Source organism: Paracoccus gahaiensis, from assembly GCF_005048225.1.
GTDB classification, from domain to species: Bacteria; Pseudomonadota; Alphaproteobacteria; order Rhodobacterales; family Rhodobacteraceae; genus Paracoccus; species Paracoccus gahaiensis.
The window spans coordinates 92,736-105,050 of record NZ_SUNI01000001.1 but is presented as its reverse complement, the minus strand read 5'-3'; the positions used below and the strand labels follow the sequence as shown (position 1 = coordinate 105,050).

The window sequence follows — 12,315 nt, the reverse complement described above, 5'->3', positions numbered from 1 at the left end:
CTGTCCTCCTCAGGCAGCGTCAAAGCGGACGGGGCGGCGCAGGAACTGCGTGGCCTTGCCAGAGACCCGCACCGGATCGCCCGTCGTCAGATGTTTCGAAACCCGACCCGGGCCCGTGAATTCGGGCCTGCGGATCAGATAGTCTGCCAGGCTTTCCGCGACCAGCCCCGCCTGGCTGTAGACGCGGACGTGATCCCCAAGCGCGCGCTGGAACGCGTCCTGCATCAGGGGGTAATGGGTGCAGCCCAGCACGGCGGCCTCGGGATAAGGCATCCGGCGTTTCAGCGCCTCGACATGGCTGGTCACCAGCGCCTCGGCCAGGATTTCATCCCCCATTTCAATGGCATCGACGACACCGCCGCAGGGCTGGGCCTCGACATCCACGCCCACGGCGCGGAAGGCCAGCTCGCGCTGGAAGGCCCGGCTGGCGACCGTGGCGGGGGTGGCGAACAGGGCCACGTTGTTGACGGCCACGCGGCGGGGCGGCGAATTGTCGCCCCAGGCCCGTTCGGTCAGCGCCTCGATCATCGGGACGAAGACGCCCAGCACGCGCTTGCCCTCGGGCAGCCAGGTCTCCTGCATGCGCTTCAGCGCGGCGGCGCTGGCGGTGTTGCAGGCCAGGATCACCAGATCGCAGCCCTCGTCCCACAGCCGTTCCACCCCTGCGCAGGTCAGGTCGAAGATGTCGTCGGGGGTGCGCACGCCATAGGGCGCATGGGCGTTGTCGCCCAGATAGACCAGCGGCAGGTCGGGCAGGCGCGCGGCGATGGCCTGATGGACGGTCAGCCCGCCCAGCCCCGAATCGAAGACCCCAACCGCCATGAACCGCTCCTCTGCCCCGCGTGGCGCCCTTCATAAGGCGCCACGCCCGCTTTGGGAATGATCCAGATCATTCGGCGGCCTCACGGATCGGTGCGCGCCCCTCGCGGAACTGGGCCAGCAGCTCGGCCCGGCGCAGGGCGGCCTGATCGGCGGCGGCCTCCTTGACAGGACCGAAGCCGCGCACCGACAAAGGCAGCCCGGCCAGCTCGATCGCGACGGGCATCATCGGCTCGGTGACCTTGGCGAAGACCTCGGCCATGTCGGCCTCGAACTCGGCGATCATCGCGCGTTCCCGCCTGCGCTCGGAGGCGTAGCCGAAGGGATCCAGCGGCGTGCCGCGCAGCCCCTTCAGCCCCGCCAGGACGCGGAAGGCCCGCAGCATCCACGGCCCGAACTCGCGCTTCTTCGGACGGCCGTTCGGGTCCATGCCCGACAGCATCGGCGGGGCCAGATGCAGGGACAGCCTGACGTCGCCCTCCCACCGGGCGACGACCTGTTCGGCGGTGCTCAGATGCAGCCGCGCCACTTCGTATTCATCCTTGTAGGCCAACAGCTTGTAATAGCTTCTTGCGACGGTGTCTCGCATCGGCGCGGGCGCCGCCTCGACCAGCTTGCGATAGCGCCGGGCCAGCCGCTTGCCCTGATAGCCGACCAGCCGCTCGGCGCGATAGGCCACCGGATCGGGCGGCAGCTGCGAGACCTCGGCGGGCCGCACGGCCTGGTCGGGAAAGGCCATCGCCCATCGCCCGATCTGGAAGGCGCGCTGGTTCTCGGCCACCTTGGCGCCGTTCAGGCGGATCGCCTCCAGGATCGCGTCCAGCGACAGCGGGATCAGCCCCTGCTGCCAGCACGCGCCCAGCACCAGCATGTTGGAATAGATGGAATCGCCCAGCATCCGCAGCGCCAGATCGTTGGCGTCGAAGAAGGCCACGCGATCGGTCAGCCGCGCCTGCAGCGACAGCCGCAGCCGGTCCGAGGGCACCTGGAAATCGCGGTTGCGGGTGAAGTCGCCGGTGATGATCTCGTGATCGTTGACCACCGCGCCGGTGCGGCCTTGGGTCATCAGGCCGACCGTCTTGGCACCCGCCGTCACCACCAGATCGCCGCCGATGACGCAATCGGCCTCGCCCACGGCGACGCGGATGGCGCTGATATCCTCGGGGCGCTCGGCCAGGCGCAGGTGGATATGGACCGCGCCACCCTTCTGGGCCAGCCCCGCCATTTCCATCATGCCCGCGCCCTTGCCGTCCATATGGGCGGCCTGCGCCAGCACCGCGCCGATGGTCACGACGCCCGTGCCGCCGACGCCGGTGATGACGATGTTATGGGTGCCGGTGATCGCGGGCAGCGCGGGCAGCGGCAGGTCGGGCAGATCGAAGGCCTCGGGTTTGGGCTTCCTCAGTGTGCCGCCCTTGACGGAGACGAAGCTCGGGCAGAAGCCCTTCACGCAGCTGAAATCCTTGTTGCAGCTGGACTGGTCGATCTGCCGCTTGCGGCCCAGTTCGGTGTCCAGCGGCACGATCGAGACACAGTTCGACTGCACCGAGCAATCCCCGCAGCCCTCGCAGACCTCGGGATTGATCCAGATGCGGCGGTCGGGATCGGGGAACTGGCCCTTCTTGCGCCGCCGCCGCTTTTCCGCCGCACAGGTCTGGACATAGAGGATCGCGCTGACGCCGGTGACCTTCTCCAGCTCGCGCTGAACGACCGGCATCTGGTCGCGGGTCTCGACGCGCAGGCCCTTGGGGAAGTCGGCGGGATCGACCTCTTCCTTCTCGTCATGCACGATGACCAGAGGGTCCACCCCCATCGCCACAAGCTCGCGCGCGATCTGCGGGGCGGTCAGGCCGCCCTCGTTGGGTTGCCCGCCGGTCATGGCGACGGCATCGTTGTAGAGGATCTTGTAGGTGATGTTGGTGCCCGCAGCCAGCGCTGCACGGATCGCTAGGATCCCCGAATGATTGTAGGTTCCGTCGCCAAGGTTCTGAAACACATGGGCTCTTGTGCTGAACGGCGCCTCGCCGATCCAGTTCGCGCCCTCGCCGCCCATATGGGTGAAGCCCTCGGTCTCGCGGCCCATCCATTGCACCATGTAGTGGCAGCCGATCCCCGCATAGGCGCGGCTGCCCTCGGGCAGACGGGTCGAGCTGTTATGCGGGCAGCCCGAGCAGAACCACGGGGTCCGGGTCGCGATCTCGGGGGCGTTGTCGTTGCGGCGCACCTCGGTCAGGCGGGCCAGTCCGGCGCGCAGGCGGTCGGTGCCGCGCCCCTCCTCGATCAGGATGGTGCCGATCTTCTGGGCGATGGTCACCGGGTCCAGCGCATAGCGGGTGGGAAACAGCTCCTCTCCGGTGCGGTCGTGCTTCCAGCCATGGACGCGGCGGCCGCGGCGGTTGTCGAAGATCGCCTCCTTCAGCTGCACCTCGATCAGCTTGCGCTTTTCCTCGACGCAGATGATCAGCTCCAGATCCTCGGACCATTCCTGGATGGACTTCATGTCCATGGGCCAGGTCTGCCCGACCTTGTAGGTGGTCAGGCCCAATCGCTCGGCCTCGACCTGATCGATGCCCAGCAGGGACAGGGCATGGACCAGATCCAGCCAGTTCTTGCCCGCCGCGACGAAGCCGATCTTGGCGCCGGGACGGCCCCAGACCCGGTGATCCAGCCGGTTCGCGCGGGAAAACGCCTCGGCCGCCCACCTTTTGTGGTCGATCATCCGCGCCTCCTGCGCGACCGGCGTGTCGCCGAGGCGGATGTTCAGCCCGCCCTCGGGCAGCGCGCGGTCCGGGGTCACGAAGGACAGCCGGTGCGGATCGCCATTGACGACCGAGGTCGCCTCGACCGTGTCCTTCATCGTCTTGAGGCCGGTCCAGACCCCCGCATAGCGCGACAGCGCGAAGCCATAGAGGCCATAGTCCAGGATCTCCTGCACGCCGGCGGGCGACAGGACGGGAATATAGGCGTCGATCATCGCCCAGTCCGACTGGTGCAGCACGGTCGAGCTTTCGCCCGTGTGATCGTCGCCCATCGCCATGACCACGCCGCCAAGCCGCGACGAGCCCGCCATGTTGCCGTGCTTCATCACGTCGCCGGACCGGTCCACCCCCGGTCCCTTGCCGTACCACAGCGCGAAGACGCCGTCATGGCGCCCCTCGCCGCGCAACTCGGCCTGCTGGCTGCCCCAGATGGCGGTCGCGGCCAGATCCTCGTTCAGGCCGGGTTGGAACAGCACGTTCGACGCGGCCAGCCGCTTGCCCTCGCGCATCATCGCCAGATCGACGCCGCCAAGCGGACTGCCGCGATAGCCGGTGACCAGCCCTGCCGTGTCCAGACCCGCGGCTTTGTCGCGTGCCGATTGCATCAGCATCAGGCGCACCAACGCCTGCGTGCCGTTCAACAAAACGTGTGGCTTGCCCAGGTCGAACCGGTCGGCCAGCGAAAATTCCTGCTTGCTCATCTTGTGTCTCCTCCCCAGCCTTGCGGCTCCCCCCGGCATTATAGGTCAGAATGGCTGACTTACGAAGACAAAATTCTTGGGTTGACGTGCGGACCTGCGGACCTCAGGTGAAAGGGACAGGTCTGCAACAGACGCATGGCTGATATGACAGGATTTTAAGGGATGGACTGGGACAAGCTTCGAATCTTTCACGCGGTGGCCGATGCGGGCAGCCTGACCCATGCGGGCGACACGCTGCACCTGTCGCAATCCGCCGTCAGCCGCCAGATCCGGGCGCTGGAAGAATCGCTTGGGACCACGCTGTTCCACCGCCATGCGCGCGGGTTGATCCTGACCGAGCAGGGCGAATTGCTGTTCGAGGCGACCAGCGCCATGGCGCGCAAGCTGGACAGCGCCTCGGCCCGCATCCGCGACAGCGAGGAGAACGTGCTGGGCGAGCTGAAGGTGACCACCACGGTGGGCTTCGGCACGCTGTGGCTGGCCCCGCGTCTGGTGAAGCTCTACGAGAAGTTTCCAGACCTGCGGATCGACCTCTTGTTGAAGGAACGCGTGCTGGACCTGCCCATGCGCGAGGCCGATGTGGCGATCCGCATGAAGGAGCCCAGCCAGTCCGACCTGATCCGCCGCCGCCTGCTGAACATCCGCATGCGGCTCTATGCCAGCCCCGAATACGTGGCCGCGCGCGGCATGCCGGTCACGCTGGAGGATCTGTCCAAGCACCGGCTGATCTGCCAGAAGCCCGACCAGCCGCAGGTCGCCGCCGGCGCCCGGCTGGTGCAGGAGCTGATGGCGCAGAATGTCGGATCGACCCTGACGGTGAACAACTATTTCGGCGTGCTGCAGGCGGTGCTGGCCAATCTGGGCATCGGCGTGCTGCCCGACTATCTGACCGCCGACCACCCGCAGCTGGTCCGCATCCTGCCCGACACCGAATCCGGCGAGGTGCCGGTCTTCCTCGCCTATCCCGAGGAGCTGCGCCAGACACGCCGCGTGGCCGTATTCCGCGACTTCGTGCTGGAGGAAATCCAGGCCTATCGCCGCCATCAAAGCGAAGCGGGCCAGACCTGATCCGGCAGCCATTACATTTGTGCATGGCCGCTATGCGGGGCGGACCGACCCATTCGTCTTGAAGAGTTCACAAACTGCACATAGATCGGGCTCAGAAGACGATGCTCGCTTAATTGCTCATCATCTTCTACCTCCCTGTTGGACTTAGGCCGGGCCTCGTGCCCGGCTTTTTTTTGTCCCGCGCCCGGGCCGCGCGGCCTTTCCATGCGCGCCGCCACGGCCTAAAAGGCCCGTGATTTCATGCGCAGGAAGGGCCCACCCATGCAGGAACCCCAGATCACCCCGGAACTGATCGCCGCGCACGGGCTCAAGCCCGACGAATACGACCGGATCCTGCAGATCATCGGCCGCACCCCCAGCTTCACCGAGTTGGGCATCTTCAGCGCCATGTGGAACGAGCACTGCTCGTACAAGTCCTCCAAGAAATGGCTGCGCACCCTTCCGACCGAGGGCCCGCAGGTCATCTGCGGTCCCGGAGAGAACGCGGGCGTCGTCGATATCGGCGACGGGCAGGCGGTGGTCTTCAAGATGGAAAGCCACAACCATCCCAGCTATATCGAGCCGCATCAGGGCGCCGCGACCGGAGTGGGCGGCATCCTGCGCGACGTCTTCACCATGGGCGCCCGCCCCATCGCGGTGATGGACGCGCTGTCCTTCGGCCGGCCCGAGCATCCCAAGACCGCGCATCTGGTCAAGGGCGTGGTCGAGGGGATCGGCGCCTATGGCAATGCCTTCGGCGTGCCGAATGTGGGTGGCGAGGTGCGCTTCCACCCCTCCTATGACGGCAACTGCCTGGTCAACGCCTTCGCGGCGGGCTTGGCCGATGCGGACAAGATTTTCTACTCCGCCGCCTCGGGCGTGGGCATGCCGGTCGTCTATCTGGGTGCCAAGACCGGCCGCGACGGCGTCGGCGGCGCCACCATGGCCAGCGCCGAATTCGACGACACGATCGAGGACAAGCGCCCCACCGTGCAGGTCGGCGACCCCTTCACCGAGAAATGCCTGCTGGAGGCCTGCCTGGAACTGATGGCCTCGGGCTCGGTCATCTCCATCCAGGACATGGGGGCGGCGGGCCTGACCTGCTCGGCGGTCGAGATGGGCGACAAGGGCGGCCTTGGGATCAAGCTGACGCTGGACCACGTGCCGCAGCGCGAAACCAACATGACCGCCTACGAGATGATGCTGTCGGAATCCCAGGAACGGATGCTGATGGTCCTCAAGCCCGAGAAGGAGGCCGAGGCCCGCGCCATCTTCGAGAAATGGGACCTGGATTTCGCCATCGTGGGCGAGACGATCCCCGAGGACCGCTTCCTGATCCTGCACGGCAATGACGTGGTGGCCGACCTGCCGCTGTCCAAGCTGGCCTCCAGCGCGCCCGAATACGACCGCCCCTGGGTCGAGACGCCCAAACCCGCCCCGGCCCCGGCGCTGCCCGCCATCGCGCCGCTGGACGCCCTGCGCGCCCTGATCGGCAGCCCCAACCATGCCCACAAGTCCTGGGTCTGGCATCAATACGACACGCAGGTGGGCGCCGACACGATCCGCCGTCCCGGGATGGGTGCGGGCGTGGTGCGTGTGCATGGCACACGCAAGGCGCTGGCCTTCACCAGCGACGTGACGCCGCGCTATGTCATGGCCAACCCCTATGAGGGGGGCAAGCAGGCCGTGGCCGAGGCCTATCGCAACCTGACCGCCGTGGGCGCCCTGCCTTTGGCGACGACCGACAACCTGAACTTCGGCAATCCCGAAAAGCCCGAGATCATGGGCCAGCTGGTCGGCGCCATCAAGGGCATCGGCGAGGCCTGCCGGGCGCTGGACTTCCCGATCGTCTCGGGCAATGTCTCGCTCTACAACGAGACCGACGGCAGCGGCATCCTGCCCACCCCCACGATCGGCGGCGTGGGCCTGATTGCGGATCTGGACGACATCATCGCGGGTCTGCCCTCGGACGGCGATCTGGCGCTGGTCATCGGCACGACGCAGGGCCATCTGGCGCAATCCGCCCTGGCCTGGGAGGCTTTCGGCATCGCGACCGGTGACGCGCCGCATGTCGATCTGGCCGCCGAGCGCCTGCATGGCGAGTTCCTGCGGGACCACCGCGCGCACCTCTCCTCGGCCACCGACCTCTCGGATGGCGGGCTGGCCCTCGCGGCCTTCGAGATGGCCGAGGCCGCGAGCCTTGGCGTCACGCTGGACAGCGCCGACATCGGCCAGCTCTTCGGCGAGGATCAGGCCCGCTATCTGGTCGCCTGCAGCCCGGAGGGCGCCGCCGCCCTGACGGCAGCCGCCGGCGCGGCGGGCGTTCCCTTGGCCCAGGTCGGGCGCTTCGGCGGCGACCGGGTGAGCCTTGGCGATGACGCGGCCCCCCTCTCTGAGCTGTCCGACCTCTACCGCAGCGCCTTTGCCCGCGCGATCAAGGGCGATGTGGCCGTCCACGCATGACCCTTGTCGCACCGCCGGGCTATGCCGCGCTGATCACCGCCGCGGGGCGCGGCACCCGGGCGGGCGGCGCGCTGCCCAAGCAGTGGCAGATGCTGGCCGGGCGCCCGGTCCTCGATCACGCGCTGGCGGCCTTCGCGGGCTTTCCGCGGATCGTGCTGGTCGTCCATCCCGACGACATGGCCTGGGCCATGGCGCGCTATGCGGGGCCCGTCACCCTGGTGACCGGCGGCCGGACCCGCGCCGCCAGCGTCCGCGCCGGGCTGACCGCACTCGGCGCGGAGGCCACCCATGTCCTGATCCATGACGGCGCCCGCCCCCTCGTGTCCGAGGCCGTCATCCAGGGCGTCATCGACGCGCTGCAGGCGGGGGCCGCCGCCGCAGCGCCCGCCCTGCCGGTCTCGGACGCGCTCTGGCGGGGCGCGGGCGGCACCGTCACCGGCACCGCGCCGCGCGACGGCCTCTGGCGGGCGCAGACCCCTCAGGGTTTCATCTTGGCCCAAATATCCATGGCGCATGATCGCCAGACGGATGACGCCGCCGATGATGTCGAACTTGCCCGCCTGGAGGGGATCGAGGTTGCCATCACCCCCGGCTCGGAAGACAATCTCAAGATCACCTACCCCGCCGATCTGGCGCGGGCCGAACGCATCCGGGGACGCGACATGGATATCCGCTTGGGCAATGGCTATGACGTGCATGCCTTCACGTCGGGCGATCACGTGACGCTCTGCGGGGTGCGCATCCCGCACGAGGCCGGGCTGCTGGGCCATTCGGATGCCGATGTCGGCATGCATGCCCTGACCGACGCCATCTATGGCGCGCTGGCGCAGGGCGATATCGGGCGGCATTTCCCGCCCTCGGACCCGCAATGGAAGGGCGCCGACAGCGCGATCTTTCTGGCCCATGCCGCAAGCCTCGCGCGCGACAAGGGGTTTCGCATCGGCAATGCCGACGTGACGCTCATCTGCGAGGCGCCCAAGATCGGCCCCCACGCGCTGGCCATGTCCCACCGCCTGTCCGAAATCATGGGGCTGGAGGAGGCGCGCATCAGCGTCAAGGCCACCACCTCGGAACGCCTCGGTTTCACCGGACGGCGCGAGGGCATCGCGGCCCTCGCCACCGCCACCCTCATCAAGGAATAACCCCGCATGGCGCGCCTTCTCTGCATCTGGTTCGGCGCGGGGCTGTTGCGCCCGGCCCCGGGCACCTGGGGCTCTGCCGTGGCCGTGGCGATGGGCCTCCTGATCCACCGCATCGGGCATTTCCCGCTGCTGGCGCTGGCCACCGGGCTGGTCATCCTGACGGGCTTCTGGGCCGTGGCGCAGTACACCGCCGGCATGGCCGATCCCGACCGCAGCGAGATCGTCATCGACGAGGTCGCGGGCCAGTGGCTGGCGCTGATGTTCCCGTCCTTCGGCTTCTGGATGATGGACCTGCCGGCCGAGACCTTCCCCTATCCGGGCTGGGTCGCGGCCTTCGTCTTCTTCCGGATCTTCGACATCCGCAAGCCCTGGGTCATCGGTCGCGCCGACCGCCGCCACGACACGGCGGGCGTGATGCTGGACGATCTGTGGGCGGGCCTCTTCGCGGGCGTGGCCACGATGATCGCGGCAGCGGCCTTTCACATCCCGATGATGCTGTGACGATCGCCGCCGAGGTCCTGCAGGCGGCCCGCGACCGGGGCGTGATGATCGCCACCGCCGAAAGCTGCACGGGCGGGCTGATCGCCGGCGCCCTGACCGAGGTGCCGGGATCGTCGGATGCCGTTGATCGGGGCTTCGTCACCTATTCCAACGCCGCCAAGATCCAGATGCTGGGCATCGCGCAGACCACGCTGGACGATCACGGCGCGGTCAGCGAAGAGATCGCGGCCCAGATGGCCGCTGGCGCGCTGCGCCTGTCGCAGGCGGGCATTGCGGTCGCCGTCACCGGCATCGCCGGCCCCGGCGGGTCCGAGCACAAGCCCGAGGGGCGGGTCTGCTTCGGCATCGCGCAGCCCTTCGGCACCGTCACCCAGACCGTCGAGTTCGGCGCCATCGGCCGCCACCGCGTCCGCGCGGCGACGGTCGAACATGCGCTGCAGCTGCTGCTGGACGCGCTGACGGCCTAGCCGCGCAGGATCGCGGCCAGCGCCGCGACATCCGCCTCGGGCGTGTCCCAGGCACAGACCAGACGCAGCGGCACCGGGTCCAGCCCCTCGGCCGACTTGTCGGGCCAGAGGTAGTACTGCGCCCCCGCCGCCCGGGCCCGGGCATGGGTCTCGGCCGGGATCGTCGCGAACACGGCATTCGATTGCACCGGCTGCAGCAGCTGGCCTCCACCGGCTTTGACGGCCTCGGCCAGCACCTGCGCATGGGCATTGGCGCGCCCCGCCAGATCCAGCCACAGCCCGTCCGTCGCCAAGGCCAGCATCTGCGCCGCCAGATAGCGGTTCTTGGAAAACACGTGCCCCGCCTGCTTGCGGCGATAGTCGAAGCCCTCGGCCTGGGCCGGGTCGAAGAACACCACCGCCTCGGCGGCCATCGCGCCGTTCTTGGTGCCGCCGAAGCACAGCGCATCGACGCCCGCCCGCCAGGTCAGATCCGCCGCCGACCCTCCGAGCGTCGCCACCGCATTGGAAAAGCGCGCCCCGTCCATGTGCAGGGGCAGCCCGGCCTCATGCGTGACGGCGGACAGCGCCGCGACCTCGGCGGCGGTATAGACCGTGCCCCATTCGGTCGCGTTGGTGATCGACACCATCGCGCTCAGCCCGCCGTTCAGCCCCGCACCCGCCCCGACATGAAGGGCTCGCGCCAGCGTCTCGGGCGCCAGCTTGCCGCCCGTGCCCGGCAGCGTCACCAGCTTGGCCCCGTGCGAGAAGAACTCGGGCGCCGCGCATTCGCTGGTCTCGATATGGGCGTCGTCATGGCAATAGATGCGCCCATAGGGCGGCGACAGCTGCGCGCAGACCAGCGCATTCGCCGCCGTGCCGGTCGAGACGAAGCGCACCACCGCCTCGGGCGCCTCCAGAACCTCGCGCATCGCCTCTTGCGCGCGCGCGGTCACCGGGTCGGCGCCATAGCCCATCATCGCGCCGGAATTGGCGTCGTTCAGGGCGGCCATGACGGCGGGATGCGCGGCATAGGCGTTGTCGGAGGCGAAATTCATGACAGATCCTCGATGATGTGGTCCTCCCACTCGTCCTCGGTCACCGACAGCTCGCTGACGGTCCAGCCGCGCACGCTGACGCCCGCCTCGTGCACGCTGTCGGTGCTGCCCGAGATCAGGTGGTGCCAGTCATGCAGGGGCCGCCCCTCGTGGCGCAGGCGATAGGCGCAGGTGACCGGCAGCCACCAGGCGATCTCCTTGATCTTGCCCGGGGTCAGCACCACGCAGTCGGGAACGTAATCATGGCGGTTGGGGTAGCTGGAACAGCGGCAGGCATCGCCGTCCAGCAGCTTGCAGGCGACGCGGGTGAAGGCCAGCTCGTTCGTGTCCTCGAACTCGATCTTGTTCAGGCAGCACTTGCCGCAGCCGTCGCAGAGCGCCTCCCACTCGTCGCGGGCCAGCTTCGGCAGAGGCAGTTCCCAGAAACGTTCGCGCATCTCAGCGGCCCGCCAGCAGGCGACGTGCGTCCTGCGCATCCCGGGCGATCTGGTCGATCAGCGCGGGCAGCCCGTCGAAGCTGGCCTCGTCGCGCAGGAAATCGACCAGGGCCACGGAGAGGTGTTGGCCGTAGAGGTCGCCCGAGAAATCGAACAGATGCACCTCCAGATTGGGGGCGTTGCGCCCGAACATCGGCCGCACGCCAAGCGAGGCAACCCCCTGGCAGGACAGCCGGTCCGGGCCGGTCAGCACATCGACCAGCACCGCATAGACCCCGAGGCGCGGCAGGTGCAGCCCGTCCATCACCATGTTGGCGGTGGGCCAGCCCAGCTCGCGCCCGCGCTTCTCGCCATGCACGACCTCACCCTCGATCCGGTGCCAATGGCCCAGCATGCGGCAGGCGTCATGGGTCTGCCCCTCGGCCAGCGCCGCCCTTATCGCGGTCGAGCTGTATTCGCCCTCGGCCGCGCCGACCAGCGGCACGATGGTCACGCCGAAGCCGTAACGTTCGCCCATCTCGCGCAGCGTGTCCGCCGTGCCGCGCCGGTTCTTGCCGAAGCAGAAATCGGCGCCCACGGTGACATGCGCGATGCCCAAGCCCTCGGCCAGGACCTCGCGGGCGAAGCCCTCAGGCGTCAGCCCCGCCAGGACCGGGCCGAAGGGCAGCTCGTAGAGCTGCTGCACGCCAAGCCGGGCCAGCCGGTTGGCCCGCGCCTCGGAATTCATCAGCCGGAAGGGGGCTGCGTCGGGGGCGAAATACTGGCGGGGATGGGGTTCGAAGGTCAGGATGCCCAAGGGCGCGTCGCAGGCCTCGCGGGCCGTGTCGATGACCGCGCGGTGGCCCAGATGGACCCCGTCGAAATTTCCCATGGCAATCGAGGCGCCGCGCGCCTCTTCCTTCAGTCCCGTCCAGTCGCGATGGATCTGCACTGCGCCCCCAG

General features: G+C 68.5%; 10 protein-coding genes. 5 read left to right on the top strand and 5 right to left on the bottom strand.

Annotated elements, in window-relative coordinates; genetic code table 11:
* Positions 1-9: 9 nt before the first annotated feature.
* Both FA743_RS00515 and FA743_RS00510 read right to left on the bottom strand, forming a co-directional pair.
* Complete coding sequence (locus FA743_RS00515; RefSeq protein ID WP_136883934.1) at positions 10-822, bottom strand: glutamate racemase; 813 nt, start codon at positions 820-822, stop codon at positions 10-12.
* Positions 823-889: 67 nt separating this feature from the next.
* A complete protein-coding gene (locus tag FA743_RS00510) occupies positions 890-4,318 on the bottom strand; it encodes an indolepyruvate ferredoxin oxidoreductase family protein (protein ID WP_281281750.1) in 3,429 nt (1,142 codons plus the stop codon).
* 123 nt (positions 4,319-4,441) lie between these two features.
* Between FA743_RS00510 and FA743_RS00505 the strand changes: the two genes are divergently transcribed.
* The 5 genes from FA743_RS00505 to FA743_RS00485 all read left to right on the top strand — a co-directional run bounded on the left by FA743_RS00505 (position 4,442) and on the right by FA743_RS00485 (position 9,899).
* Entirely contained in the window at positions 4,442-5,347 is a 906-nt protein-coding gene (locus tag FA743_RS00505) for a LysR family transcriptional regulator (RefSeq protein WP_136883932.1), read from the top strand.
* Between the two features lie 261 nt (positions 5,348-5,608).
* The gene (gene purL, locus FA743_RS00500; RefSeq protein WP_136883931.1) at positions 5,609-7,789 is read left to right on the top strand and encodes a phosphoribosylformylglycinamidine synthase subunit PurL; all 2,181 of its coding nucleotides are present in this window, start codon (positions 5,609-5,611) and stop codon (positions 7,787-7,789) included.
* Positions 7,786-8,931, top strand: coding sequence for a bifunctional 2-C-methyl-D-erythritol 4-phosphate cytidylyltransferase/2-C-methyl-D-erythritol 2,4-cyclodiphosphate synthase (locus FA743_RS00495; RefSeq protein ID WP_136883930.1), 1,146 nt, complete (start codon positions 7,786-7,788; stop codon positions 8,929-8,931). Before purL ends, FA743_RS00495 begins: the two co-directional genes overlap by 4 nt.
* Positions 8,932-8,937: 6 nt before the next feature.
* A complete protein-coding gene (locus FA743_RS00490) occupies positions 8,938-9,432 on the top strand; it encodes a phosphatidylglycerophosphatase A family protein (RefSeq protein WP_135312499.1) in 495 nt (164 codons plus the stop codon).
* The gene (locus FA743_RS00485; RefSeq protein ID WP_136883929.1) at positions 9,429-9,899 is read left to right on the top strand and encodes a CinA family protein; all 471 of its coding nucleotides are present in this window, start codon (positions 9,429-9,431) and stop codon (positions 9,897-9,899) included. The genes FA743_RS00490 and FA743_RS00485 overlap by 4 nt, the downstream gene beginning before the upstream one ends.
* Here the strand turns inward: FA743_RS00485 and FA743_RS00480 are convergent.
* Genes FA743_RS00480 through FA743_RS00470 form a run of 3 tightly spaced genes read right to left on the bottom strand, consistent with a single transcriptional unit; the run spans position 9,896 to position 12,304 of the window.
* Positions 9,896-10,936, bottom strand: a complete 1,041-nt coding sequence (locus FA743_RS00480) for a threonine aldolase family protein (RefSeq protein ID WP_136883928.1) — start codon at positions 10,934-10,936, stop codon at positions 9,896-9,898. The two genes, FA743_RS00485 and FA743_RS00480, sit on opposite strands and share 4 nt — an antisense overlap.
* Complete coding sequence (locus FA743_RS00475; RefSeq protein ID WP_136883927.1) at positions 10,933-11,373, bottom strand: YcgN family cysteine cluster protein; 441 nt, start codon at positions 11,371-11,373, stop codon at positions 10,933-10,935. Before FA743_RS00475 ends, FA743_RS00480 begins: the two co-directional genes overlap by 4 nt.
* A 1-nt stretch (position 11,374) precedes the next feature.
* Positions 11,375-12,304 carry a bifunctional riboflavin kinase/FAD synthetase gene (locus tag FA743_RS00470; protein WP_136883926.1) on the bottom strand — a complete coding sequence of 310 codons (930 nt, stop codon included), beginning with the start codon at positions 12,302-12,304 and terminating at the stop codon, positions 11,375-11,377.
* Positions 12,305-12,315: the final 11 nt, after the last annotated feature.